The 24926-nt window shown below is 68.5% G+C and carries 20 protein-coding genes, 1 tRNA gene and 1 pseudogene; 14 read left to right on the plus strand and 8 right to left on the minus strand.

Features of this window, described 5'->3' with window-relative positions:
* The first annotated feature begins 122 nt into the window (after positions 1 to 122).
* Both ABTX18_RS05025 and ABTX18_RS05030 read left to right on the plus strand, forming a co-directional pair.
* Positions 123 to 1715 carry a vWA domain-containing protein gene (locus ABTX18_RS05025; protein WP_352121350.1) on the plus strand — a complete coding sequence of 531 codons (1593 nt, stop codon included), beginning with the start codon at positions 123 to 125 and terminating at the stop codon, positions 1713 to 1715.
* Between the two features lie 86 nt (positions 1716 to 1801).
* The gene (locus ABTX18_RS05030; protein ID WP_352121351.1) at positions 1802 to 2248 is read left to right on the plus strand and encodes an anthrone oxygenase family protein; all 447 of its coding nucleotides are present in this window, start codon (positions 1802 to 1804) and stop codon (positions 2246 to 2248) included.
* A gap of 19 nt (positions 2249 to 2267) precedes the next feature.
* Here the strand turns inward: ABTX18_RS05030 and ABTX18_RS05035 are convergent, their stop codons facing one another.
* Positions 2268 to 2582 carry an L-rhamnose mutarotase gene (locus ABTX18_RS05035; RefSeq protein WP_352121352.1) on the minus strand — a complete coding sequence of 105 codons (315 nt, stop codon included), beginning with the start codon at positions 2580 to 2582 and terminating at the stop codon, positions 2268 to 2270.
* Positions 2583 to 2720: 138 nt separating this feature from the next.
* Positions 2721 to 2849 (minus strand): hypothetical protein, encoded by a 129-nt coding sequence (locus tag ABTX18_RS05040; protein ID WP_352121353.1) that lies wholly within the window; start codon positions 2847 to 2849, stop codon positions 2721 to 2723.
* 742 nt (positions 2850 to 3591) lie between these two features.
* Here ABTX18_RS05040 and ABTX18_RS05045 point away from each other — a divergent pair.
* From ABTX18_RS05045 to ABTX18_RS05055, 3 genes are all read left to right on the plus strand, one after another.
* Positions 3592 to 7428, plus strand: coding sequence for an NACHT domain-containing protein (locus ABTX18_RS05045; protein ID WP_352121354.1), 3837 nt, complete (start codon positions 3592 to 3594; stop codon positions 7426 to 7428).
* Between the two features lie 154 nt (positions 7429 to 7582).
* Entirely contained in the window at positions 7583 to 8053 is a 471-nt protein-coding gene (locus ABTX18_RS05050; RefSeq protein ID WP_503061094.1) for a GntR family transcriptional regulator, read from the plus strand.
* Entirely contained in the window at positions 8040 to 8609 is a 570-nt protein-coding gene (locus ABTX18_RS05055) for an HD domain-containing protein (protein ID WP_352121355.1), read from the plus strand. Before ABTX18_RS05050 ends, ABTX18_RS05055 begins: the two co-directional genes overlap by 14 nt.
* Here the strand turns inward: ABTX18_RS05055 and ABTX18_RS05060 are convergent.
* Entirely contained in the window at positions 8597 to 9070 is a 474-nt protein-coding gene (locus ABTX18_RS05060) for an NUDIX hydrolase (protein ID WP_352121356.1), read from the minus strand. The two genes, ABTX18_RS05055 and ABTX18_RS05060, sit on opposite strands and share 13 nt — an antisense overlap.
* Positions 9067 to 9177, minus strand: a pseudogene (locus ABTX18_RS05065) (XRE family transcriptional regulator); the annotation flags it as partial. The gene ABTX18_RS05060 and the pseudogene ABTX18_RS05065, both read right to left, overlap by 4 nt.
* A gap of 271 nt (positions 9178 to 9448) precedes the next feature.
* Between ABTX18_RS05065 and ABTX18_RS05070 the strand changes: the two are divergent.
* Positions 9449 to 9685: a hypothetical protein gene (locus tag ABTX18_RS05070; RefSeq protein WP_352121357.1), complete on the plus strand. Its 237-nt coding sequence runs from the start codon at positions 9449 to 9451 to the stop codon at positions 9683 to 9685.
* Between the two features lie 210 nt (positions 9686 to 9895).
* Here ABTX18_RS05070 and ABTX18_RS05075 read toward each other — a convergent pair.
* Positions 9896 to 9968 (minus strand) — tRNA-Arg (locus ABTX18_RS05075).
* Between the two features lie 318 nt (positions 9969 to 10286).
* On the opposite strand from ABTX18_RS05075, the gene ABTX18_RS05080 reads away from it, so the two are divergent.
* The 4 genes from ABTX18_RS05080 (at position 10287) to ABTX18_RS05095 (ending at position 16234) form a co-directional block, all read left to right on the plus strand.
* On the plus strand, positions 10287 to 11939 hold the full coding sequence (locus tag ABTX18_RS05080; protein WP_352121844.1) for a dynamin family protein: 1653 nt from the start codon (positions 10287 to 10289) through the stop codon (positions 11937 to 11939).
* On the plus strand, positions 11936 to 13864 hold the full coding sequence (locus ABTX18_RS05085) for a GTPase (RefSeq protein ID WP_352121358.1): 1929 nt from the start codon (positions 11936 to 11938) through the stop codon (positions 13862 to 13864). The genes ABTX18_RS05080 and ABTX18_RS05085 overlap by 4 nt, the downstream gene beginning before the upstream one ends.
* A 103-nt stretch (positions 13865 to 13967) precedes the next feature.
* A complete protein-coding gene (locus ABTX18_RS05090) occupies positions 13968 to 14546 on the plus strand; it encodes a single-stranded DNA-binding protein (RefSeq protein WP_352121359.1) in 579 nt (192 codons plus the stop codon).
* Between the two features lie 236 nt (positions 14547 to 14782).
* Complete coding sequence (locus tag ABTX18_RS05095; protein ID WP_352121360.1) at positions 14783 to 16234, plus strand: Cys-Gln thioester bond-forming surface protein; 1452 nt, start codon at positions 14783 to 14785, stop codon at positions 16232 to 16234.
* Between the two features lie 230 nt (positions 16235 to 16464).
* On the opposite strand, the gene ABTX18_RS05100 is transcribed toward ABTX18_RS05095, so the two are convergent.
* Positions 16465 to 17301, minus strand: a complete 837-nt coding sequence (locus tag ABTX18_RS05100; protein WP_352121361.1) for a hypothetical protein — start codon at positions 17299 to 17301, stop codon at positions 16465 to 16467.
* A 263-nt stretch (positions 17302 to 17564) separates the two neighbouring features.
* On the opposite strand from ABTX18_RS05100, the gene ABTX18_RS05105 reads away from it, so the two are divergent.
* The 4 genes from ABTX18_RS05105 (at position 17565) to ABTX18_RS05120 (ending at position 21119) form a co-directional block, all read left to right on the plus strand.
* A complete protein-coding gene (locus tag ABTX18_RS05105; protein ID WP_352121362.1) occupies positions 17565 to 18086 on the plus strand; it encodes a ricin-type beta-trefoil lectin domain protein in 522 nt (173 codons plus the stop codon).
* Positions 18087 to 18346: 260 nt separating this feature from the next.
* Positions 18347 to 20011, plus strand: coding sequence for an energy-dependent translational throttle protein EttA (gene ettA / locus ABTX18_RS05110; RefSeq protein WP_136325286.1), 1665 nt, complete (start codon positions 18347 to 18349; stop codon positions 20009 to 20011).
* Positions 20012 to 20016: 5 nt separating this feature from the next.
* On the plus strand, positions 20017 to 20439 hold the full coding sequence (locus tag ABTX18_RS05115; protein ID WP_352121363.1) for an acyl-CoA thioesterase: 423 nt from the start codon (positions 20017 to 20019) through the stop codon (positions 20437 to 20439).
* The gene (locus ABTX18_RS05120; RefSeq protein ID WP_352121364.1) at positions 20436 to 21119 is read left to right on the plus strand and encodes a DUF8010 domain-containing protein; all 684 of its coding nucleotides are present in this window, start codon (positions 20436 to 20438) and stop codon (positions 21117 to 21119) included. Before ABTX18_RS05115 ends, ABTX18_RS05120 begins: the two co-directional genes overlap by 4 nt.
* A gap of 30 nt (positions 21120 to 21149) precedes the next feature.
* Here the strand turns inward: ABTX18_RS05120 and ABTX18_RS05125 are convergent, their stop codons facing one another.
* Both ABTX18_RS05125 and ABTX18_RS05130 read right to left on the minus strand, forming a co-directional pair.
* On the minus strand, positions 21150 to 22115 hold the full coding sequence (locus ABTX18_RS05125; RefSeq protein ID WP_352121365.1) for an ABC transporter ATP-binding protein: 966 nt from the start codon (positions 22113 to 22115) through the stop codon (positions 21150 to 21152).
* Entirely contained in the window at positions 22112 to 24925 is a 2814-nt protein-coding gene (locus ABTX18_RS05130; RefSeq protein WP_352121366.1) for an FtsX-like permease family protein, read from the minus strand. Before ABTX18_RS05130 ends, ABTX18_RS05125 begins: the two co-directional genes overlap by 4 nt.
* Position 24926 lies beyond the last annotated feature (1 nt).

A 24926-nucleotide genomic window follows, 5' to 3' on the forward strand; every position in this document is an offset into this window, starting at 1 on the left:
CCGCCGGATCACCGTCCGTCGTTGCCGCATCGAGATCGTTCCGCAACGTCTTCGACGGCTCCGGCGCCCCCGCTCGCACGTCACATTCACAAGTGGTGACACGACGACACAGGGGGTACGGGATGGGACACCGGACACGGATGTACCGAGGGGCAGTAGGGCTGATGCTCGCCGGGGGCGTCCTGCTCACCGGCTGCTCGGGCGATTCGTCCGACGGTACGAGCTCTGCCGACAGCGGCAAACGGGCGCAGGCGCCGACCGCCTCCAGGGGCGGGCCACAGGCGGCCAAGCCCGCGGACGGGGCGGAGAAGGCGGACGGGGCGGAGAAGGCGGACGGGCTGAAGAAACCCATCGCACCCGACTACCTGTCCACCTTCGCGCTGGACGTGGACACCGCCTCGTACGGATACGCGCGCCGCACCCTCGCCGACGGCAGGCTGCCGGGCCCGGAGACCGTACGGCCGGAGGAGTTCGTCAACAGCTTCCGCCAGGGCTACCACCGCCCGGACGGCAACGGCTTCACGGTCTCCGTCGACGGGGCGCGGGCCGGCGCGGAGGGCGGTGACTGGTCGCTGCTGCGGGTCGGCCTGGCCACCAAGGCGGCGCCCAGCAGCGCCGAACGCCCGCCCGCCGCCCTCACCTTCGTGGTCGACATCTCCGGCTCGATGGCCTCGCCCGACCGCCTCGGGCTGGCGAAGACCTCGCTCGGCATCCTCACGGACGAGCTGCGCGACGACGACTCGGTCTCCCTGGTCACGTTCAGCGACGAGGCGAAGACCGTGCTGCCGATGACCCGGCTGCGCGACCACCGCGGAAAGATCCACGACGCCGTCGAGTCCATGGAACCCGCCGCCTCCACCAACGTGGGCGCAGGCATCCGGCGCGGTTACGAGGAGGCCGTCGACGGCCACCGCAAGGGCGCCAACAACCGCGTCGTGCTGCTCTCCGACGCGCTCGCCAACACGGGCGAGACCGACGCGAAGTCCATCCTCGAACGGATCGACTCGGCCCGCCGCGAGTACGGCATCACCCTCTTCGGGGTCGGTGTGGGCAGCGACTACGGCGACGCGTTCATGGAGCAGCTCACCAACAAGGGCGATGGCCACACCACGTACATCGCCGACGAGGAACAGGCCCGCAAGGTCTTCGTCGACCAGCTGCCCGCCCACATCGAACTCACGGCGCGCGACGCGAAGGCACAGGTCGCCTTCGACCCGAAGACGGTGGAGAAGTTCAAACTGATCGGGTACGAGGACCGCAAGGTCGCCGATGACGACTTCCGCGACGACAGCGTGGACGGCGGTGAGATCGGTCCCGGCCACACGGTGACGGCGCTCTACGCCGTACGCCTGCGGGACGGCGCCTCGGGCCATGTCGCCACCGCGACGGTGCGCTGGCTGGACCCGAAGACCCGGGCGGCGCACGAGGAGACGGGTTCCGTGGAGACCGGCGCGATCGACGGCAAGCTCTGGGGCGGCGCCGGCCTCCGCCTGCAAGTAGCCGCCGTCGCGGCCTACTTCGCCGACAACCTGCGCGGCGGGAAGCTCCCCGGTGCGCCCGGGCTCGGCGAACTCGCCACCCGGGCCCATGCACTGGCCCGGGAGACCGAGGACGACTCGGTGGCGAAACTGGCCACCGCGATCGGGCAGGCGGACCGCCTGAAGGGCGGGCACTCCGACACCGGAACGGGCGCGGAGGAAGGCGAGATGGACTGACCGGCGGTCCGGGTGTCGCTGGGGTCGGTCGAACAGACCTGCGCATTCAGGCTGTTCGACCGACCCCGCCGCGCCATGATGGGCGCATGGATTCCGCGTTCCTGACTGTCGCCGTGATCACGACCGGCCTCTACGCCGGCTTCATGCTGACGTTCCTCGTCGCGATCATGCCCGGCCTCGCCGCACTGCCCGATGAAGGCTTCACCGCGGCGATGCGCCGGTTCAACGAGAAGGTTCCCGGACCCGCCTTCCTCGTCCTCTTCCTCGGCGTGATCGCCTTCCCGGCCGTCGCCGCGTTCACCGAGCACGGCGAGGACGGCTGGCCGCTGATCACCGTGGCGCTGGCGTGCGCCGTCGTCTCCCACCTGGTGACGATCGCCGGCAACATCCCGCTGAACACGGCGCTGGCCGAGTCCGAGGGCGGCGACGACAAGGCGGCCCGCACCGCGTTCGAGACCCGCTGGAACGCCCTCCACCGCTTCCGCACCGCGCTCTCGCTCGCCGCCTTCGTCCTGCTGGCAGCGGCGGGCTGACGCGCGGCCCCGTGGCACGTCACGCCAGGTGGAAGACCTCGGCGAGCGGCACCATCGCCTCGTCGGCCGCCTCCGTCTGCTCGAAGAAGTCCGCCATGTCCCGCTGCCACCGCTCGTTCACCTCGGTCGCGGCCATCGCCTCACGGGCCGCGTCGAAGTCCTCCGTCTCCAGATAGCCGACGAGCAGCCCGTCCTCGCGCAGAAAGAGCGAGTAGTTGCGCCAGCCCGCGCCGGAGAGCGCGGCGAGCATGTCCGGCCAGACGGCGGCATGGCGCGCGCGGTACTCGTCGATGCGGTCCTTGCGTACGTTCAGCAGAAAGCAGACGCGCTGCATGATCGGGACTCCCGGGCGAGGGGCATGCCGGTGCGGGACCGCAGCGGCACACGTACTGAAGGTGTACTGAAAGGTTTCAATCGCGCTCGTGGAAAGCTAGACGGGCGGCGGGTGCGCAGTCAATGGGGCCGATGCCAGTCATGAAGTACGCCGGTACGGGTCCGCGTACGGCTCCATGGACTGCCGGACCTCGTCCCGGACCGGGTCCACGAGGGGGCCCGATGCGTAGTAGCGGGCCCGGGCCTGAGCGGCGCAAGTCGCAGTCATCCGGTACCCGAGCAAGGCTCTACGTAAGTTTCCCTCTGCGTAAGGCCTGTTCCACGTAAGACGCGGACTGTCTTTCCCGGGGCGTCGGCTCACGGGATGTCTCGGCGCTTGGCCGGGTGGCCGACAGCTCGGGGCGGGGGCGGGCGGGGCCGGTCCGCGCTTACAGTCCCGCTACGCACCGCTCGATAAGGTGCCGCTGACCAGCGAAAAGGCCCTCCGGGGTGGAGGGCCTCATAGTGGTGCGGTCTGTGCGCCCCCGGCAGGACTCGAACCTGCGGCCAAGCGCTTAGAAGAGAGTGGTTCTCTCCGCCCACCTCAGGGCTGTGACCTGGAAGGTAGCGGGAGGTGGTAGTTCATTAACTGGGCTCGTCCCCGCGTATTCACCGGAGGGGTTCGTTCCGTCTGTTGTCACCCGGGCATGCAGGCGGCTTGCGCTCTGCACGCGCCTGCCCGTTGCCACTGTCGGGATGAGCTCACGATAGTGAGCCGGGAGGCTGACGCCTTTCCTGGAGCAGGTCGCATGGCTCGCACCTCGGACCTCGCCAAGGTGAACGTTGTTGCCGGCAGGCCCTGCCCCCCGAGCTGAGCCTAAACGTGCGGCCCACTCCTTCCCCTGTGCCGACCCCAGAAGGTGGCGACGACCGGTCGGTCGGAGCGCGTCTCGCTGGTGTGCCCGCTTCAGATCCCCGCAACTTTGGCGGAATCACCGCGGGGAGAACACTGACAGTTGCATAATGCGTCCATGAGATTTGACTTGTACCGCCTTGGCTCTCGCGAGTTCGAAAATCTTGCGCAGTCCATCACTGTCGCAGAGCTGGGCCCAACTGTCACGGTATTCGGTGCCGGGTCAGATGGTGGCCGTGAAGCCACTCAAACAATGCCGACAACGGGCCAATACACCGTTTTGCAGGCGAAATACAAGGAAGTCCCTGCCGCCGCCCGCGCGGAGGCCACTTGGCTTATCAGTGAACTCAGGAAGGAATTCAAAGAATGGCGCGAGTCGCCGAAGCGTAAGAAGAGGCCCGATCACTTCATTGTCGCCTCGAACGTTTCACTCTCGGCCACCCCCACGACAGGCGGAATCGACCGTGTGGCCAAGGTTATGAATGATGAGTGCGAAAGACTCGGGATTTCGCAATGGACTGTTTGGCATGCGGAGAATATTTCAAGATTTCTCGAAAAGCACAGCGGGATCCGTACTGCATATGCTGCATGGGTTCTCCCGGGAGACATCTTGGCGGCCATTCATACAGGAGTCATGCAGCGTAGCGTCGACGCCTCGCAAGCTATCAAATCTTGCCTAGCAAAGGAACTGCTTAAAGACAGGTTTGCCAATCTCGACCAAGCCGGATCCGCCGACGATCGAACGATTCCTCTTGCTGACGTATTCTTTGATGTCCCAATTGGTTTGAGTAATGAACATCAATCCGGCAACGTGCGATGTCTGGAGACTTTGATTGCGGCTTGCAACGTGAAGCATTCCCCAGAGGAGGGGAATATGTCCAGCCAGCCGCATATCCCCTACGCATCGAATAGATACGTTCTGGTGGGCGGGCCAGGCCAAGGGAAGAGCACCGTAAGCCAATTCTTGTGCCAACTTTACCGCGCCCAATTGGTGAAAGACACAACCGCTATGCGCAATCCAGAGCTACGAGCGGCTGTAAGCCAAATCAACGCACAAGCAGAAGCTGCGTTCCTTACACCAATGGCTAGGCGCTGGCCGGTCAACATTCCGCTTACCCGTTTGGCAGATGAACTCGCCCAAGGAAAGTGCAAGAGTCTGCTTGATTACATCGCACAGAGAGTCTCGGAGGTGTCGAGTACCGAAGTCCTTGCCAAGGACATGAAGCAATGGCTTGCAGATTTTCCGTGGCTGCTTGTACTCGATGGTCTCGATGAAGTTCCAGGGTCTAGCAACAGAGCAGAAGTGCTTTCCCAGATTAGCGCCTTTCAGTTGGAGGCTGATGAGCTTAACGCCGATTTGGTGGTCGTTGCCACGACCCGACCGCAGGGATACACGGACGATTTCTCACCCAAAAACTTCCAGCATTTTGTATTGACGCCCCTGGATAGAAGTACGGCCTTGGGCTACGGCAGAAAGCTTGCTGTGGCGCGGTACGGAGACAGCTCAGATAGAGTTCAGCGCTTGGTGATGCGCCTTGAGCGCGCTGCCGACGAGCCGTCTACGGCTCACCTCATGGCCACTCCGCTGCAAGTAACTATCATGGCTGTACTGCTCGATCGTGTCGGAAAAGCTCCCAAAGACAGGTTTACCCTGTTCGCAGACTACTATCGCGTTATCTATGAGCGGGAGCTGGAGAAGGAGGGTGCGGCGAGCAACCTTCTCCGTGATCACAAAACTGATATTGACTCGATTCATGCTGATGTCGGGCTCCTGCTGCAAAACCGTAGCGAACGTTCAGGGGAGACAGGTTCAAGGCTCACGCTGCAGGAGCTGCATTCAATCATCGGAGATAGGCTGCGCAGCGAAGGACATGATGGGCGCCGCCTAGACGAGCTAGCCTCTGCAATCAGTCGGGCTGCCACTGACAGGCTCGTCTTTTTGGTCCCGTCTCGGGAAGACGAAGTGAGCTTTGAAATTCGATCTCTGCAAGAATTTTGGGCTGCGGATGCCTTGATGAACTGCAGTGAAGACGAAATTGGTCGCCGACTACGAATCATGTCGGTCAGCTCGCACTGGCGGAACGTACTGCTGTTTGCCCTCGGCAACATTTTTGCAACGCGGCGTAATAATCTTCGCGACTCAGTTATTGCCCTCGTTTCTGAACTCAACGCACATTCCGACATTTTCGGAAACATTCAGCGTCGCGTTCTGACAGGTTCACGCCTTGCTGTGGAGATTCTGAGTGATGGGATGGTGCGGGCACCACGATATGAGTCAACCCTACTTGAGCAAGGGCTGAAACTACTGGCTCTTCCCCCCAGTGAGCACGTATCGATGTTGGCCGCTTGCATCACCGACCGAGGAATGGAGATTGCGCAGGACTATTTCAATACAAGTATTCTGAACCAAGAAGTTCCTGCGCAGGCGGCTCTAGTCTTCCTCGGAGTGCGGACCGCGCATGAAGACGAGTGGTCAAAAAACGTACTTGTAGAGGTAATTGAAAGCCTTTCGGATGCTCAGAAGTTTGCGGTATGGTCCCTGGGGCTAACCGAGGAAGTGCCGGCGTTGCTTCACGTAAGTGCTAGCGCAATGATGTCCCCGCAAATCACCATCCCGATGGCCTTGCATGGTCGAATCGTAATTTCGCACTCCCATAATTCTCTCTTGAGCCCCGCGGGTGGGCTTTCTGCTCCTGCGTGGCTCCTGTCCATCATTAAACTCTTCAGCGTCAACAACTCGGGGCGTAACAGGATTCTGATCGGTCCTCTAGCGCTAACCTACCTGAGCGTCCAAAACTGCCCCGCTGAACTCTCAGATGCTCTTTCTGCCGATTTCCCGGAGGGGCATTGGCTGCAGTCGATTGAGGCTTTTATCAGCGCCCCAAGTAAAGAAAGTCTTGCTCGGATCATTGAAAAGGCTGGACCGTCCGTTGGTGCTGAGTATGCAAAGGTCTCCAACGCTTTCCCTTGGATCATTCACTATGCCTTTGACCTATACGCCAAGGAGGGAGGCGGCGCCGCCGACCTGATTAGGTCAGGGCGCTTGGGGGATACAAGTGACTGGTTGGCGGTCGAGAGAGAATGGGAAACTGCCTCCGTTGAGTACCTGAGCGGTGAACTCACTGGCTGGTTGACATCTCGAGCTCCCTTTATTGCTCTGCCCGCATGTCAGGTTCACTCATTGAACCGGCGCCGTTCTGCGGGACCCAGGTCAATTCTGAATGCTGACGAGGCGCTGAAGGTTTGCCTAGAAGTAAGAGATGAAGACCAGCAGGCCCGTGTGGCGAGTGCTCTTCTGTCAGCTGTTAGCGCAAATGGAAGGACTACGGTAAGCCCTGCTCTGCGTCAACTTCACACCATGACACTGAGGCAGCCTCACTCATTCACGAACTTTGGCTGGGTATCCGAAGTTGACGTTGATGACGAGTTGCTTGACTTGTTGGACCAAATGGGGCGCCAAGCTATGCCTGGATTCGTTTGGATTCCGCAATCCAACCATTTGAACCTCGCAACCGCCTGGGCGGCGGACTTCAGGCGGGAGGGATTGGGGTGGCTGCTCGTGTCTCAGGGTTACGAAATGGCAGGTGGTGGCGAGGTGCACCCAGAAATCCTGGCAGAGTGGTATAGAATTAGGGACATTGAGCCCGATGCATCTACCCTAAAGCAAGTCTTCTGTGCCGTGGTAAGTATGTTGTGCGTGCCCGTAAATGAAAGGGATGCCCAACTGCGACTTGCTTGCCTTGTTGAGGCAATGCGATCCGGCAGGGTGAATATTGCCCTTATGATGGGTTTGCTGAACCTTGATCACTCTGCGCCCAGCAGGGCGCTAGTAATGGGCCTACTCGACTCCGGGATTTTGGAGCCGTATGATCTTCAGCATGTGTATGCGAGCTTGGTGCGAATGCAATCTGATGCGCCAACCGACATTGACTTCTCAACAATGAAGCCGAGTTAAGCTGGGCCATCGCAAAGACTGCCGCTGGCAACGACCGGTGGTGAAGGTCCGAGGGGGCCCGAAAGCGGCCCTCTCGGCTCCGTCGTTCACCGCCCGGCCTTGCGCGGTCCCGTGTGATCCTTGCAGCAACCCGAAGCTCGTGGAAGGAGGTGCCGTGCCGGAGGTCAGTCCGCGCGGAACCTATCTGCTTATTGCTGATGCGCTGCGGAAGGAGATCGAGCAGGGACAGCTCAAGGGCGGCACCCTGCCGTCGGAGGCTTCCCTGATGAAGGCTCACGATGTCTCCCGCAACACCATCCGTCGCGCTCTCAAGACGCTGGAGTCCGAGAAGCTGATCACGTCCGTGCCGGGGGCCGGCTGGCGGGTGTCCCGGGCACCCATCCCGCCTCTTGTTGAGCGCTTGATCGCCGTCATCACGGAGGACTCGCTCGCCGTCGGCGACAGGTACCCGTCGGAGGCGAACCTCTGCGAGCGCTTCGGGGTGTCACGGACGGCCGTACGTCACGCTCTTGCGCAGATGGGGGCATCGGCCTGCTCGTCACTGTTCATGGCAAGGGGCGGACCGTGCGCGCCCTTCCAGAGACCCGAGAGGAGTCATAGCGTTGCCTTCCATGGGGCTTACTGAGTGGGCATACTCGCTCTCCGAATCGATGCTGGCCGAACCGCTGCCGCGCCGCTGGGTGCACTCCCTCGGGGTCGCCAAGCGGGCACGTTCCCTCAGCCCGATCCTCGGTCGCGATGCCGCGTTGCTGGAGGCCGCCGCCGTTCTGCACGACGTCGGCTATTCCCCGTCCATCGCCACCACCAGCTTCCACCCGCTCGACGGGGCCCGGTTTCTCCGAGACCAGGAGGGCGCCGACGAGCGGGTCGTCCGGCTCGTGGCGCATCACTCCTGTGCGCTCTTGGAAGCCGAGGAGCGGGGACTGCGGCAGGAGCTGGAGACCGAGTTCGAGCTCGAGCGGCCCGAGCTCGTTGACGCCCTCATCGTGTCGGACATGACCACCACCCCGGACGGCGGGCACACGACGCCGGCGGCCCGACTGGAAGAGATCGTGCAACGGTACGGGCCGGACACGATCGTTGGTCGCTTCATCCAGCGAGCGGCGCCGGAGATCTACGCTGCCACGGAGCGGGTGGAAGGCCGGATGGCCCTTGTCCCGGCCGACACTCAGCCGATGTAGGGCTCATTGCGTGACTCGTCCAGCGCGTGCTGGATCCGCAGGCGCATGGATGGGTGGATGTTGAGTTCAGCGAGGTCCGCCGGGTCTACCCAGCGGACCTCTTTGGACTCACTGCTCGTACGGAGGGTTCCGCCTACCGGGTGGGCCCGGAAGCAGATGGAGAACTGCTGCCGCACCTCGCCATCGGTGTACGCGAGGACGTGCGCCGGGTCGGTGTAGAGCCCGACAATGCCGTCCACCTCGACTTTGATCCCGGTCTCCTCGTCGACCTCGCGCACGGCCGAGTCAGCGATGCGCTCGCCGATGTCGTGGCCGCCTCCGGGCAAGGCCCACAGATTGTTGTCGGTCTTGTGGATGACCAGGAGCCTGCCCTCGTCATCGAGCACGGCGGCCGTGACTGAGGGCACCACTGAGTTGGCCGCAGGGGCGTTGGGGTCACGGAAGTAGTCGACTCGGCTCATGCGCCTGGAGCTCCTAGGTCAGTGGGCGAGGAGATGGGCCGCGCGGTCTCCCAGACCCGTTCAACGCTCTCGGCGTACGAGTCGAACAGCTCACCCCCGGGGACACGGCAGACCAGTGGTGCGAGCTGTTGTTCCACACAGCTCAGCCGGAGGTCGGTAAGAACTGGACCGACAACGGCGCCATCCACGAGGAGCGCGGATTGAAGGGGGAGGGCCGCGGACGACACGCGAGTTGTTCCGGGGCATCCCTCCCTCACGAGAATCCTGCGCGAGCACATCAAGGCCGAGGACCTGAAGCCGAGCGATCTGCTGTTCCAGGGGGAGAAGGGCGAGCTGCTCGCCGGCTCCGTCATTCGCCGGGCCTGGCGATCCGCTCGTGTGAAGGTCCTCACCCCTGATGAGTTCGCCTCACCCCTAGGCAAGCGGGTGTACGACCTTCGGCACACGCGGTTGACCAAGTGGCTCAACGACGGCATTCCGCCGGCGCAGGTGGCGGAGTGGGCAGGGAACAGCGTGCCGATCCTGCTGGCCATCTACGCCCGGTGTGTGTCCGGTCAGCTCTCCGAGCTCAAGAAGCGGATGGAAGCGGGGGAGGACATCCCCGAGCTGCCCTGACACGGGCTGACGGGGCGCGGAAAACTTCTCCGTGCATTTTCCGTGGCCACCCGCAGAAACCCGGTGACAGCCGGACAGCGCCGGACCGTCCTCAGAGCCTCCAGAGGCCGGTCCGGCGCTTACGCGGCCTCTACGAGCCACCCTCTAGGGTGCGTCTGACCAGCGAAAAGGCCCTCCGGGGTGGAGGGCCTCATAGTGGTGCGCGATGTGCGCCCCCGGCAGGACTCGAACCTGCGGCCAAGCGCTTAGAAGGCGCCTGCTCTATCCACTGAGCTACGGGGGCCGGGTGTGGGCCTCGGTGGCCTGGAGCCCTGGACCCCGGGCGGTCCGCGACCTTGCCGGGACAAGGATAGGGCTCCGATTGACTCGGTCCGGTTGCTTCACCTGCGTGGCACCATGTGGAGGTTCCGTGAAGCGAGACGATAATCGCAGGTGGGTGCGATTCACGCATCGCTTTTGACGCCTCCCGCCCCGGGTGTTGTGCACTCGTTATGCCTGCGCCCCACTCGTCCCCTCTGTCCGGACGAAGGAACCGCCGCGCAGACGTGGCTATACGCTTCAAAAAGGCGCCAAAATTGGGCATTCTTCGCATGTGGTGACCTTGGACGTACGGCCTCAGCTCATCGACGCACTTTCCGCCCTGCGCGACCGTGTCGCTGCCGTGCGTCTTCCACTCCCGATTCCAGGAGCTCCACGCGCCCGGCAGACCAGGATCGAACTGCTCGCCCAGCTCGACGACTACCTGCTGCCCCGGCTCAAGGACCCCGAGGCCCCCCTGCTCGCGGTTATCGGCGGATCCACCGGCGCGGGCAAGTCGACCCTCGTCAACTCCCTCGTCGGACGCCGCGTCAGCGAGGCCGGCGTGCTGCGCCCGACCACGCGTACGCCGGTGCTCGTCTGCCACCCGGACGATCACCACTGGTTCGCAGACATCCGCGTGCTGCCGCAGCTCACCCGCGTATGGCTGCCACCCGAGGAGTCCGCCGACCCCGGCCAGTGCGACGACCTCGACGGACTCGACGGGAACGCGGCCGAGGAAGGGACGGCCCTGCGCGTCGAGACCGCCGCCGGGCTGCCGCGCGGCCTCGCCCTGCTGGACGCTCCCGACATCGACTCGCTCGTCGTACGCAACCGCGTCCTGGCCGCCGAACTCATCTGCGCGGCGGACGTCTGGGTCATGGTGACCACCGCCTCCCGCTACGCCGACGCCGTGCCCTGGCACCTGCTGCGTACGGCGAAGGAGTACGACGCCTCCCTCGTTACCGTCCTAGACCGGGTCCCGCACCAGGTCATCGCCGAGGTGTCACGGCAGTACGGCGCGCTCCTCACCAAGGCCGGGCTCGGCGAGGTGCCGCGCTTCACCATCCCCGAACTGCCCGAGTCCGCCGGCGGCGGCAGCGGGCTGCTCCCCACCACCGCCGTCGCCCCGCTGCGCGCCTGGCTCACCCACCGTGCGCAGGACCCGGCGGCCCGTCAGCAGGCGGTCGGGCGGACGGCGGCAGGGGTCATCGACTCCCTCGACGTCCGGATGCCCGCCCTGGCCGCGGCCGTCGCGGCGCAGTACGCGGCCGCCGTACGGCTGACCGGCGTGGTGGAGGACGCGTACGCCAAAGAGGGCGCCCGCGTCCGGCGGCGGATCCAGAACGGCGGGGCGCTCGCCGGCGACGCCCGGACCCGGTGGCGCGGCTACCCCCTCTACAGCACTTCCGAGGAGGTGCTCGACGCACTCGTGGAGTCCCTCGCCGCACTCCTGGAGTGCGCGGTGGCCGCCGCCGACGAAGCGATCCGCGCGACCTGGCGACGGGAGCCGGCGGCCGGGGCTTTCGCCTTCGAGACGGCCGGCCGGGAAGCCGGAGGATGGGGGCCGGCCGCGGACATCCGCGGCCGGATCGACATGACCGTACGGAGGTGGCGCCGGGTCCTGGAGGAACTGGCCGAGGAGGAAGTGCGCCTCATGGAACGCAACGCCGCACCCGACCCCGAGACCGTCGCCGCCCTCCTCGCCGCCGCCCTCCTCGGCGGTCGCCGGGCCCGTATCGCCGGAGAGCAACTGGCCGAACGCATCAGCGCACAGGGCGCCGTGCGGCTGCGCGACAAGGGCGGCGCGCTGCTCACCACCTACCTCGACCAGGTGCTCGGCGGTGAACGCGACCGCAGGCTCGCCCCGTTGGACGCGCTCGATGTCGCCCCCGAACCGCAGGCCGAACTGATCGCCGCGCTGTCCGTACTGCAGAAGGAGAGGTGGCAGCGATGACTGCCGTCACTGACGAAGGTCCGGGACAGAGCCGGGGCCGGGGCAGGTCCCCGGAGCCGGCTCCGGACGGCGAACCCCGCACCGCGCAGGACCCGGACGCGCAGCACGGCGGCTGGGACGACGGACTCATCGCCCGCCGGGCCGCCGCCGCCACCGAGGAGAGCGCGCCCGCCGAGACCCCCGCGGCGCTGCCGGAGGACGACGCACGGCCCCAGGTCGAGGCGTACGTGCCCTCCGGCAGCCCGCTCAGCCCCCGCCTGGACGCTCTGCGCGAACTCGTCGGCCTCTCCAGGGCCCGGCTGGGCAGGACCGCCCTCGCCGAGGCGGGCCGGGTCCTCGACGAGGCGGCGGCCCGGCAGCGGCTCTCCTCCCGCCACACCGTCGTCGCCATCGCCGGAGCGAGCGGCAGCGGCAAATCGACCCTCTTCAACTCCCTGGCCGGCGCCCAGATCTCCGAAACGGGACTGCGCAGGCCCACCACCTCCTCACCCATCGCCTGCTCCTGGACGGACGGCGCCGCGGGGCTGCTTGACCGGCTCGCGATCCCCGGGCGGCTCAGGCGCCGTCCGCAGTCCGGAGGCACGGCGGCCGACGAGGCGCTCCAGGGCCTCGTCCTGGTCGATCTGCCCGACCACGACTCGGCGGCGCGGGGACACCGGGACCAGGTTGACCGGGTGCTGGCGCTCGTCGACGCCGTGATCTGGGTGGTGGACCCGGAGAAGTACGCGGACGCGGCCCTGCACGAGCGCTATCTGCGGCCGCTCGCCGGGCACGCGGAGGTCACCTTCGTGGTCCTCAACCAGATCGACCGGCTGCCCGGCGAGGCCGCCGACCAGGTCCTGGACGACCTGCGCCGGCTCCTCGACGAGGACGGCATGGCGCTCGGCGAACACGGCGAACCCGGCGCCACCGTCCTGCCCCTGTCCGCCCTCACCGGCGAAGGGGTGGGTGAACTGCGGGAACTGCTCGGCCGGTTCGTCCAGGACCGCTCGGCGGCGACCCGCCGGCTCTCCGCGGACGTGGACGCGGCGGCGGCCAGGCTCCGCCCGGTGTACGTCGCCGAGGGGCGGCCGGGACTGGGGGAGCGGGCCCGGGAGGAGTTCGCCGACCGGCTCGCGGAGGCCGTCGGCGCCGCCGCCGCCGGGCAGGCCGCCGAACGCGAATGGCGCCGCAACGCCGGACGGGCGTGCGGGACCCCGTGGCTGCGGCTGTGGCGCTGGTACGAGTCCACCCGGCAGCCCGGCCGCCTGGACCACGGCGCACTCACCCCGCCGCCCGAGGAACAGCTCACCGCACGCCAGCGCGTCGAACAGGCGGTGCGCACGGTGGCCGACGACGCCGCCGACGGGCTGCCCGGGCCGTGGGCCCAGGCGGTGCGCGAGGCCGCGGTGCACGGGGCGCAGGGGCTGTCCGAGGCGCTCGACGAACTGGCCGGGCGGGCTACGGGGACGGAGGACCGGAGCACGGACACCGACCCGGCGGGCGTGACGGGCGCGGCAGCCGGGACCGGCGCTCAAAGCCGTACGGAACCGGAGCGGGGCGGACGCACAAGCGCGAGGCCGCCACGGCCGGCCTGGTGGCCCGCGGCCGTACTGGCGCAAGTGGCGATGACCCTGCTGCAGATCTTCGGCGGGCTGTGGCTGGCCGGCCAGATCATCGGCGTACTGCAGCCCGGGCTGCTGACGCCCGCTCTGGTGATGCTGGCGGGCATCATCGGCGGCCCGCTCGTGGAGTGGTCGTGCGCGGCGGCTGCCCGGGGGCCGGCGCGACGGTACGGCCAGGAGGCCGAACGAAGGCTGCGCGAGGCCGCTGCGGCCTGCGGGCGGGCCCGGGTGCTCGATCCGGTGTCGGCGGAGCTGGTGCGCTACCGGGAGGTGCGCGAGCGCTTCGTGGCGGTGACGGAGTTTTCCACAACGGGCCGTTAGTCCACAGGCCTCAGCAGGAATTCCGCCTCTCCTTCAGCATGGGATCAGCGACCGCACGCAGGAACGCGGTCACCGATATCCGGACCGAAGGGGAGGCGGAGTCATGAACGAGACCTTGGTGACGCTGGTGGGGAACGCGGCGACCGGCGTGGAGTTCCGGGAGACCGCGAGCGGGGGGATGGCGCGCTTCCGGTTCGCAGTGACGCCACGGCGGTGGGACCGGGAGAAACAGCTCTGGACGGATGGGCACACCAGCTTCTACACGGTGTGGGCCTGGCGCACCCTGGCGTCGAACCTGACGGGTTCGGTGGCCGTGGGGGAGCCCCTGGTGGTGCACGGCAGGCTGAAGGTGCGCGAGGAGGAACGGGAGGGACAGCGCCGGACGTTCGTGGACATCGAGGCTGTGGCGGTCGGACACGATCTGACCCGGGGGACGTCGGCCTTCCGGCGCGTGGTCAGGGGCGATTCAGGGCTGACGGCGCGGCCCGTCACCCGGGAGAACGACGAGCCGGACCAGTGGGCCGTACGGGACCGCCCGGCGGACCGCGAACAGCCCGCGGACCAGGCGGAACCACGGGACGCGGAGCGTCGGACGGCCGCGTCCGACCGGGTGGACCGCCCCGTGAGCCGGCAGCGGACGGCACGTCAGAAGGGCGAGGCAGAACTGGTGTCGGCGCCCTGACGGATTCGCCGGGGGAGGGGTGCGGGGGCCGCGTTCGCGCGCGCGTCCTCACCCTCCGCCGGGACCTTGGCCGGGATAACGATTCCGATTCGGAATGGTTGTCGGACCGTATGACGGGGGACTGTGCTTCGCTCGTTCCTTAGGATTCCTCAGTACTCATAAGGCACTTGAGTCGGCTGGCGGGACATGCCCCACACGCGTAACGGACGCGAGCGTCTCGCCCGGAGGGGAATTCTGTGTTTTCTGCTTCTTCAGCGACCGCCTCGTCATCCACGACGACGACCCACCCCCGACGGACCCGGGGCATGGCCCGGCTGGCCGCTTCCGTGGTGGCATCAGGCCTGGTCGTGGCCGGAGTCCTCACCGGCGCCGGCGGCGCGGTCGCTGACGAGGTGCCTCCGCACCAGGGCGGCGCGACCGCGACCCTGGACGGGTTGAAGACGTACGACGGTGCGGTCATCCACACCGACGGCAAGAACCAGAAGGTGCCCGCAGGGCTCTTCGAGATGACCGTCGACGGTGGCGGCAAGTTCAAGACGTACTGCATCGACATCCACAACCCCACCCAGGACCAGGCGAAGTACCTGGAGACCCCCTGGAACCAGACCTCGCTCGGCACGAACGAGAACGCCGGAAAGATCCGCTGGATCCTGGAGCACTCCTACCCGAAGATCGACGACCTCCAGGCGCTCGCCAAGGCGGCCGGCACGGGCGCGCTCACCGAGCAGACGGCAGCGGCGGGCACGCAGGTCGCCATCTGGCGCTACTCGGACGACGCCGACGTCACCGCGTCCGACGCCCAGGCGGAGAAGCTCGCCGACTGGCTGGAGGACAAGGCCACCGACACCGCGGAGCCCCAGGCGTCCCTCGCCCTGGACCCGGTCGCGGTGTCCGGCCGCTCCGGTCAGCGCGTCGGCCCCGTCACCGTCCGCACCAACGCCGGGCAGGTCTCCGTGACCCCGCCCGCAGACTCCGCCAGCGGCGTGAGGGTTACGGACGATAAGGGCAAAGCCGTCACCACGGCCGCCAACGGCTCCCAGCTCTGGTTCGACATCCCGGCAGACGCCGCCGACGGCTCGGCCTCGCTGACCGTCCAGGCCACCACCTCGGTCCCCGTCGGCCGCGCCTTCGCCGGTGCCGGCAAGAGCCAGACCCAGATCCTGGCCGGCTCCAGCGAGTCCACGGTCTCCGCGAGCGCCACCGCGACCTGGGCCGGCAAGGGCGCGATCCCGGCGGTCACCGCGAAGAAGAACTGCGCCAAGGGCGGCGTGGACGTCACCACGAGCAACAAGGGCGACGAGCCCTTCACGTACGAACTGGCAGGGGTGCAGCACACCGTCGCACCCGGCAAGTCCGAGACGGTGACCGTGCCGGTCGCCGAGGACCAGGCGTACGACGTCACGGTCACCGGACCCGCCGGGTTCACCCGGACGTTCAAGGGCGTCCTGGACTGCCTGACCACGGGCAGCAGCACCGACGGCGGCGTCACCACCCAGACGGCTGAGCAGCCCACCACGACCACCGCCACGGCCGGCGGCAGCACGGCCGGCGCCGAGGGCAACCTGGCCGAGACCGGCAGCTCCAACGCCACCCCGGTCATCGGGGGCATCGCGATCGCCCTGGTCGTCATCGGCGGCGGCGCGGTCTTCCTCCTCCGCCGCCGCAAGGGCCAGGCCACCGCGGAGTAACGCGCGCACGGGCCCTCAAGCCCCGGTACGGCTTCGGCCGGCCGGGGCTGCGGCGTACCGGATCCTCCTCGTCCGTCGGCGGGGCGGGGAGGGCTGGACGAGGTCGCTGGGAGCCGGCCGGAGAGACGACCGAACCGGGCGGTTCTCCAGACCGCTGATGGGCCGGCTCACCCATGGACACTTCGTCCGCCCTCACCGGCGTTGGCCGAGCACCGTCCGCGAGTGGGAGCTCATGGACGCTCGAAATACTGGAGCACTCCGCCGGCGGAGAAGCACAGGGCTCCCGTGAGGGTGCCCCAGTTGGCGATGTCGACGTTCACGACGCTTGCCGTGGCGGGGCGGGTGAAGTCCGCCAGCGCCGCGACCATGAAGAGCACGGACCCGAGTTGGTTGACCGCGACGATCCACCAGCCGAGATCGGCGGGGCGGATTCCCGGCCGGCCATGGCAGACCTCCACCAGAGCCAGATGCCCCGAGATGAGGAACAGGGTGCACCCGACCATGTCGGGGGCCCAGATCAGCCGGTTCACCTGCTGCACCGAAAGTCCCTGCAACAAGGAACTCAGCAAGTTGATGCCGAACACAAGCGTGCCCACGAACAGCAGGAAGGTACTCAGCCAGTCGATCCGGCCGGGCTCGTAGCTCCACCAGCTCCAGCGCCGAGCGGCAAGGGCACCGATTCCGTCGTCCTGGCGAGGAGCGTTGATCGATTGGAGAAGCGACACGTAGCCGCCCGTGTTGAAGCACAGGCCGCCGACGAAGTAGATCCAGGCCCCGGTCGCGTCACCCGCGCCGAACTGTGCCATCGCGGCTCCGGAGGCGAACAGGCACCCACCCACCGCGAACGCACTCGCCGCGATGGCATTCAGCCTGCGGAGACGACCGACCGACGCGTTGTCCGCCCTACGGAAGCGGGGTTCGGGATCGCCGGCCGCCCGCACGGTGAGCAGTCCGCGTTTGCGCGCCCGCCGCGACTCCCAGATCGCAGTGCCCCCATCGCCGAGGCGCCAGGTCAGCCGCGTCGTGAATGGCCCCGAACCCTCGGCGATCCTCTCGATTCGGTTCACCGCTCGACCCTAGTCCTGTCGTGGGCAAATGCCCGCATATGGCTCGATCCTCGTTGGTGTGAGTAGGCGGCCGGCGCCGGTCACCGAGCGGGTTCCTGCGGGTGATGCGGGGCAGCCAGGCGGGTGACAGCGACCGCTTCGGGTGACTGCCGGGTCGGGCGGTGATCCAGGATCGGTGCCGCCGCCGGATCCGGCGGATGTGCATCGACCGGGTCCGTGCCGCGCGAGCGGGGCGGTCACGGCTGTTCGAGGAGTCCGATTCCATGCGTTCACGCGTCATCGCTGTCATGGCCGCCGCGGCCGCGGCCACCGCGGTACTCGCCCAGCCGGCCCACGCCGCCCCGCTCGTCGACGGGGTCTACCGGTTCGCGGCTCTCCAGGACGGCAAGTGCCTGATCTATCCGAAACCGGGCGGGTACCGGGGCGCGGTGTCGCTGGGTGACTGCACGGACAACGCGAACACCTCGGCGAGCTGGCAGGTCCAGCAGCGCGCCGACGGAACGATGGAGGTCTCCACGGTCGGCTCAAATCCCCGCACGTGTCTGAGCCTGAATGACGACTACAGGGTGGCGGCCAACACCTGTGCCGGCAGGTACGCCGAGTGGACCGTCTCCATCGGCTCCGCCGGACCGGGCAGTGTGGTGTGGGCCGACATCGAGCACACCCCCAGCGACGGATCCGGCTCGTGGGGGAAGCTGGTGGACGATGCCGGCGTCACCGGTCGCATCGTGGTGAGGCGGGCCCCCATCGAGCCGCACTTCTGGACACCGCAGCAGGTCGGCTGAGGACGCGGCGGATCTCAGCATCGGGCGCCCCGCCCGCGTCCTGTGGTCCATCGGCGGGGTGATCCCGGTATGCGTGGCGGCGGACTGCGTGAGTGCCTCCGGGGATCGGCGCGGGGGACAGTCAGTGACCGAACGCATACAGCCGCAGCCAGGCGTAGTCCCAGGTCAGGCCCACCCACCGATACGGGTTTCCGTCAAGGGGTAGCAGTCAGGCAAGATGGGGTGTATCTGCCCACTCATCGATTGCCGGACGGTTTCTCTTGGCTGAGTACATCTACACGATGCGCAAGACACGCAAGGCGCACGGCGACAAGGTCATCCTTGACGACGTGACGCTGAGCTTCCTGCCCGGCGCGAAGATCGGTGTGGTGGGTCCCAACGGTGCCGGTAAGTCCACGGTGCTGAAGATCATGGCGGGCCTGGAGCAGCCGTCCAACGGTGATGCCTTCCTGTCGCCCGGGTTCAGTGTCGGCATCCTCATGCAGGAGCCGCACCTCGACGAGTCCAAGACCGTTCTGGAGAACGTGCAGGACGGCGCCGCCGAGATCATGGGCAAGCTCAAGCGCTTCAACGAGGTCGCCGAGCTCATGGCGACCGACTACTCCGACGCGCTCATGGACGAGATGGGTAAGCTGCAGGAGGACCTGGACCACGCCAACGCGTGGGACCTGGACGCGCAGCTGGAGCAGGCCATGGACGCGCTGGGCTGCCCGCCCGGCGACTGGCCCGTGACCAACCTGTCCGGTGGCGAGAAGCGCCGCGTCGCGCTCTGCAAGCTCCTCATCGAGGCGCCCGACCTGCTGCTGCTCGACGAGCCCACCAACCACCTCGACGCCGAGTCGGTGAACTGGCTGGAGCAGCACCTCTCGAAGTACGCGGGCGCCGTGGTCGCCGTCACCCACGACCGGTACTTCCTGAACAACGTCGCCGAGTGGATCCTCGAGCTCGACCGCGGCCGCGCCATTCCGTACGAGGGCAACTACTCCACGTACCTGGAGAAGAAGGCCACCCGCCTCAAGGTCGAGGGCCGCAAGGACGAGAAGCGGCAGAAGCGGCTCAAGGAAGAGCTGGAGTGGGTGCGGTCCAACGCCAAGGGGCGGCAGACCAAGTCCAAGGCGCGTCTGGCCCGGTACGAGGAGATGGCGGCCGAGGCGGACAAGATGCGGAAGCTGGACTTCGAGGAGATCCAGATCCCGCCGGGCCCGCGGCTCGGTTCCATCGTCGTCGAGGTCGAGAACCTCTCGAAGGCCTTCGGCGACAAGGTCCTCATCGACGACCTGTCGTTCACGCTTCCGCGCAACGGCATCGTCGGCATCATCGGTCCGAACGGCGCCGGCAAGACCACGCTGTTCAAGATGATCCAGGGCCTGGAGACGCCGGACTCCGGCGCCATCAAGGTCGGCGACACGGTCAAGATCAGTTACGTCGACCAGTCCCGCGCCAACATCGACCCGAAGAAGACGCTGTGGGCCGTCGTCTCCGACGAGCTGGACTACATCAACGTCGGCCAGGTCGAGATGCCCTCGCGGGCGTACGTCTCCGCGTTCGGCTTCAAGGGCCCGGACCAGCAGAAGCCGGCCGGGGTGCTCTCCGGTGGTGAGCGCAACCGCCTCAACCTGGCGCTGACGCTGAAGGAGGGCGGCAACCTGCTGCTCCTCGACGAGCCCACCAACGACCTCGACGTCGAGACCCTGTCCTCGCTCGAGAACGCGCTGCTGGAGTTCCCCGGTGCGGCCGTGGTCATCTCCCACGACCGCTGGTTCCTGGACCGCGTCGCCACGCACATCCTGGCGTACGAGGGCGACTCCAAGTGGTACTGGTTCGAGGGCAACTTCGAGTCGTACGAGAAGAACAAGGTCGAGCGTCTCGGCGCGGACGCGGCACGCCCGCACCGTGCCACGTACAAGAAGCTCACGCGAGGCTGATCGTCTTGGCTCGTCACATCTACAGCTGCCCGCTGCGCTGGTCGGACATGGATGCCTTCGGGCACGTCAACAACGTGGTCTTCCTCCGCTACCTGGAGGAGGCGCGCATCGACTTCATGTTCCGGCTGGCGCCGGGGGACGGCTCGCCGTCCTTCGCGGGCGGCTCCGTCGTGGCCCGGCACGAGATCGACTACGTGCGGCCGCTGGTCCACCGGCACGCGCCGGTGACCGTCGAGTCCTGGGTCACGAAGATAGGTGCCGCCTCGCTCACGATCGCGTACGAGATCAAGGACCCGGAGCAGGTGTACGTACGGGCGTCGACCATCGTCGTCCCGTACAACCTGGCCGAGGAGCGGCCCCGGCGGATCTCCGCCGAGGAGAAGCTCTTCCTCCAGGAGTACCTGGCCGAGGAGCCGGCGGCGGTATGACCGCGCCCGTGCAGACGCTTCGGTTCGCCGACGCGAGGGAGGCCGCGGATCTCGCGGCCTTCCTCGGCCGGCTGCTCCACTACGACCGTGCCGCGGCCGTACGGCTGCAGGCGGGCGGCGGCGCGCTGGCCGTGTTCGGCCGGCCGCCGTCGTTCGACGTCCTGGCGATCCGGGCGGTGCGGCTGGCGGATCCGTACGACTTCGATGTCACGGTGTCCGCCGGTGAGCTGCTCGAATCACTGGAGGAGTCGACCGGCTCCGGGGCCGTTCCCACGCCCGTCACCGGGCCTCCCTGGACCGGTGTGCTGCCGCCGCGCGGCGGCTGGCAGGAGCGGCCGGGGCTGCCCGGGCCCGTTGACCTGCGCACGGCGCTGACCGCTGCCGTCGAGGAGTTCCGCACGCGCGACGCGGCACTGCCCGAGGAGCGGCGTACCCGCGCGGAGCGGGACCGGATCGGGCGGGACGTCTGGTCGCGGACCGCCGGCGCCACGGAGCTACCGCTGCGGGCCGTGCACGCGGCGCAGGCCCTCGGCTTCCTGCGGGCCGACCCCGACTTCCCCGTGGCCCTGCTGGCGACGGGGGCCTGGCTGCGGCTGCGTACCCCTTACGGATCCATCGCATTGCGGCGGGCCGGCGCTGCCGGGGGCCTGGGGGCGCTCGCGGTCTCCGTGGGCGGGTAGGCGCGTCGTCCCCGGGGCCGCGCCCCTCGTCTATTCGGGCTTGGGCCCGGGGCCGTCCGGCCATACGCCGATGTGGTCCTGCTCCAGTTCCAGCATCACGCGGTGCTCCATGCCCAGCACCTGCGTGTAGTCCGCGGGCAGTTGCAGCCGGCCCGCGCGGTCGAGCATCGCGTACTCGCGCGCCACCTGGGACTCCTGGCCCGTCGCCGCGTCGACCTCCGTGCGGCGCAGCACCTCGAAGGACGTGCGGCCGTCCCGGATGGCCACCGTGCGGCGGACCTCGTTCGCGACCGCCTGATCGTGGGTGACGATCACGATGGTCGTGCCGAGCTCCTCGTTCGCGCGGCGGAAGGCGGCGAAGATCTGCTCGCCGGTGGCCGAGTCCAGCTCTCCGGTCGGCTCGTCGGCGAGGAGTACGGAAGGGGAGTTGGCCAGCGAGACGGCGATCGCCACACGCTGCTGCTGCCCACCGGACATCTGCTGCGGGCGCCGGTCGCGGCAGTCGGCCACTTCCAGCATCTTCAGCAACGACTCGGCGCGCGCGGCCCGTTCGCGACCGCGGCCGCGGCCGCGCAGCTGCATCGGCAGCGTGACGTTCTGGATGGCCGTCAGATAGGGCAGGAGGTTGCGGGAGGTCTGCTGCCAGACGAATCCGACGACGTCCCGGCGGTAGCGGAGCCGTTCCTTCTGCCCCATGGCCAGCAGATCGCAGCCCGCCACCTTCGCCGCCCCCGCCGTGGGTTCGTCGAGGCCGGCCAGGATGTTCATCAGGGTTGACTTGCCGCTGCCCGACGCGCCGACCAGGGCCAGCAACTCGCCCTCGGCGACCAGCAGATCCAGGCCCTGCAGGGCCTGCACCTCCACGCCGTCCGTGGCGAAGATGCGGACCAGCCGGTCGCAGGCGATCAGCGCGTCGTGGCCGTAGGAGGGCCGGTCGCGGTGGGCGGCTGCCCGCTGTTCGAGCTCCGCCAGTGTGGAATCGGTCGACGGCGTCATCGGGAGTCTCCTGCCCTGAGTTCGGTGATCGGTCCGCGGCGGCCGGTCCACCATGCCTGCGCGCCGGCCACCGCCGCGGCGAGGACGATCACGCCCAGGGCCGGGAGGACCAGCGACCACGGATCGGTCCGCAGAGGCGCGGTGTCCAGCAGGCCGGAGCCGGGACCGGCCGCGAGTGCGAGGCGCACCAGATCGATGCCCGGTGACAGCAGCGCGATGGTCGCCCAGCCGACGAGGAGTCCGCCCCCGGCGGCCAGCAGCGCCTGGGGCATGGCCTCGAAGCCGAGGAGACGGCCGCCCTGCCGGGTGGTGAGGCCCATGGTCCGCAGCCGCGCCAGCAGCGCCGTGCGTTCCGGGGCGGTCTGCAGCAGCGAGAGGAGGACGGCGAGCAGGGCGTAGCCCGCGCCGGCCGCGATCGCGGCCAGGTAGATCCCCTCGGCCCCCGTCTGCATCGGGGTGTCGACGTACGTAGCACGTTCCTCGGCGCGCATCTGCACGGCGAGGCCCTTGCCCGCGTGCCGGGCAGTCGTGCGGAGAGCCCCGGCGTCGATCCGGTCGCCGGTGAGGAGCAGCGCGGTGGCCTGCCGGTGGGTGAGCGAGGCGGCGTTCACGATGAGGAACGAGGTGTCGTTGACGGCGGGCGTGCGCGCCACCATGCCCGCGACCCGCACCTTGAAGTCCCCGGCCAGCGACTGGAGATCGCGCGGCCGGTCACCGAGCCGCCCGGCGACGGACGGGGAGGCGAGGACCGGCAGCACCCGGTCCTTCGAGGGCATCGTGCCCTTGGGCACCGCCGGTCCGGTCGCCTTCAGCCGGTCGGCGGGGAAGGCGCCGAGGCCGGTGGCGCGGGCCAGCCGGGCGTACGTGACCGGGTCCACGCCGATCAGGGTGGTCCCCTTGGCGTCCTCGAAGCCGCTCTCGGGCGGCGGCAGCGCCACCCCGTACTCGATCTGGACCGGAGCCACGTCCCGTACGCCGTCCGTCTTCCGTACCGCACGGATCAGACCGTCCGGCACGGGTACGGAGTCGGCCTGGCCGCTGACCCGGGCGTCGGCGCCGACCGAGCGCACCGCCGCGCCGTCCCGCGCGTCCCCGACCCCGGCGAGGACCGAGCCGCCGAATGCCGCTGTCGACAGCGCGACCAGCAGCGCGAGCAGCGGCAGCGTCCCGGCGGCCGAGGTGCGCCCGGCGCGGGCCAGGGACAGGAAGCCGACCGCCCCACGGAGCCGGGACACGGAGCGCAGGGCGAGCCGCAGCGGCAGCGGGTAGAGCCGGACGAGTACCACGGCCGCGATCAGACCGACCAGCACCGGGGCCGCGCTGATCAGCAGGTCCGTGCCGCCGGCGCCGTCCGTACCGCGCCGGCGCAGCGCGGTGACGGCGCCGGCGGCCAGCACCAGCAGGGTCAGTTCGGCGACGGTACGCCGCCGGGACGGACGGGCGGCGACGAGGTCGTCGCGGGCGCCGTGCAGTTGTGGCGTGCGGTGGCGCAGTGCCGTGCGCAGGGGGAGGGCGGCGCAGACCAGGACGACGACCGAGGCGGCGCCGGCCACCGCGGGCCACAGCCTTCCCTCGCCGACAGCCAGGACCGCGAGCAGCAGGCCCAGCGCTCCGGCGGGCACGGCCGTCACCGCGGTCTCGGCCAGCAGCCGGCCGCCGATGCCGGGCAGCGAACCGCCGCGGGCCCGGAGCAGGGCCAGTTCGGCGTGGCGGCGGCCGGCCGTCAGAGCGCCCGTCATCAGCAGGACGACGGCGGCGACGGCACCGATGCCGACGGCGGCGACCGTGACGACCGGCTTGATCGAGGCACGCATCCCGTCGTACGCCGTGAGGAGTTCGTCCAGGCCGGTCGTCACCGTGACCGTGTCACCGGCCACCCCGCGCACCTTCAGCAGCCCCGGACCGCGCTCCAGGGAAGCCACCGCCGTCCGCAGCCGCGGCACGTCGCGCGCGGTCAGCCGCGAACCGTCCGGCGCGATCCGCCAGTACAGCTCGGGCTGCCCCGTGGTGGAGAGCAGGGCCGGCCCGGCGTCCGGCGGGAGGAACAGCGCGGCGATCCAGTAGTAGCGCGGCGACTCCCTGCCGGGCTGGGGGACCAGGGACGGTGTACGGAGCAGTGGTTCGGCCGACCAGTAGGAGGCCTCGGGATTCCGCGGGGCGACGATGCCGGTGATCCGTACGGTCAGCGCCTCACCGCCGCGCGTCGGGACGGCGACCGTCGCGCCGACGCTGATGCGGAGCGCCTTCGCGGTCTGCTCGGTGACGGCGGCCTCCGCCTCCGTGGTGGTGAGCGACACCTTGCCGCGGGTGGCCGGCCACTTCCCCGCTCGCAGCGTGGCGTGCTCGGGCAGCGCGGACTGGGTGACGTACGTCAGGGCGGGGTCGAGGCCGTAGGGGCGGGGGAACCACGGCTCTTTCGCCAGGATCGGATCCGAGGTGCGCACGCCGTACGCGGACTGGGAGGCGTCGGCCCGCACGGGGTCGGGCAGTCCGGCCAGGACCCTGCGCTGCACGGACGCCAGCGCGGCCTCGCGCACGACGGCCTCGCGCGCCGCGTCGGGCAGTTCCAGGCCGGGCTGGGGCCCGCTCAGTTCCAGGACGCTGCGCGTGGGGTCGACCTCGGCGAGGTCGTGACGCAGCCCCCTGTCCTCGTAGCTGTCGACGGCCCGCGGGAAGGCCGCGGCGAGGAAGGCCGTCACCATGACCAGCAGGGCGAAGGCGCAGGCGGCACCAGGAGCAGTCCGCAGCCGGGTGCGCACCCAGGGGGCGCAGGCGGCCGCGGTCCGCGGGGTTCTCGGTCGCGCGCTCATG

It is taken from the genome of Streptomyces sp. NPDC096323, from assembly GCF_040302845.1.
GTDB lineage: Bacteria > Actinomycetota > Actinomycetes > Streptomycetales > Streptomycetaceae > Streptomyces.

Bases quoted from the DNA above. Each gene is read 5' to 3' on its own strand.
- ABTX18_RS05055 (WP_352121355.1), top strand. From the start codon at position 8,040: ATGGGGCTTACTGAGTGGGCATACTCGCTCTCCGAATCGATGCTGGCC.
- ABTX18_RS05060 (WP_352121356.1), bottom strand. From the start codon at position 9,070: ATGAGCCGAGTCGACTACTTCCGTGACCCCAACGCCCCTGCGGCCAAC.
- ABTX18_RS05090 (WP_352121359.1), top strand. From the start codon at position 13,968: ATGAACGAGACCTTGGTGACGCTGGTGGGGAACGCGGCGACCGGCGTG.
- ABTX18_RS05030 (WP_352121351.1), top strand. From the start codon at position 1,802: ATGGATTCCGCGTTCCTGACTGTCGCCGTGATCACGACCGGCCTCTAC.
- ABTX18_RS05040 (WP_352121353.1), bottom strand. From the start codon at position 2,849: ATGACTGCGACTTGCGCCGCTCAGGCCCGGGCCCGCTACTACGCATCG.
- ABTX18_RS05085 (WP_352121358.1), top strand. From the start codon at position 11,936: ATGACTGCCGTCACTGACGAAGGTCCGGGACAGAGCCGGGGCCGGGGC.
- ABTX18_RS05120 (WP_352121364.1), top strand. From the start codon at position 20,436: ATGACCGCGCCCGTGCAGACGCTTCGGTTCGCCGACGCGAGGGAGGCC.
- ABTX18_RS05045 (WP_352121354.1), top strand. From the start codon at position 3,592: ATGAGATTTGACTTGTACCGCCTTGGCTCTCGCGAGTTCGAAAATCTT.
- ABTX18_RS05125 (WP_352121365.1), bottom strand. From the start codon at position 22,115: ATGACGCCGTCGACCGATTCCACACTGGCGGAGCTCGAACAGCGGGCA.
- ABTX18_RS05105 (WP_352121362.1), top strand. From the start codon at position 17,565: ATGCGTTCACGCGTCATCGCTGTCATGGCCGCCGCGGCCGCGGCCACC.
- ABTX18_RS05035 (WP_352121352.1), bottom strand. From the start codon at position 2,582: ATGCAGCGCGTCTGCTTTCTGCTGAACGTACGCAAGGACCGCATCGAC.
- ABTX18_RS05130 (WP_352121366.1), bottom strand. From the start codon at position 24,925: ATGAGCGCGCGACCGAGAACCCCGCGGACCGCGGCCGCCTGCGCCCCC.
- ABTX18_RS05025 (WP_352121350.1), top strand. From the start codon at position 123: ATGGGACACCGGACACGGATGTACCGAGGGGCAGTAGGGCTGATGCTC.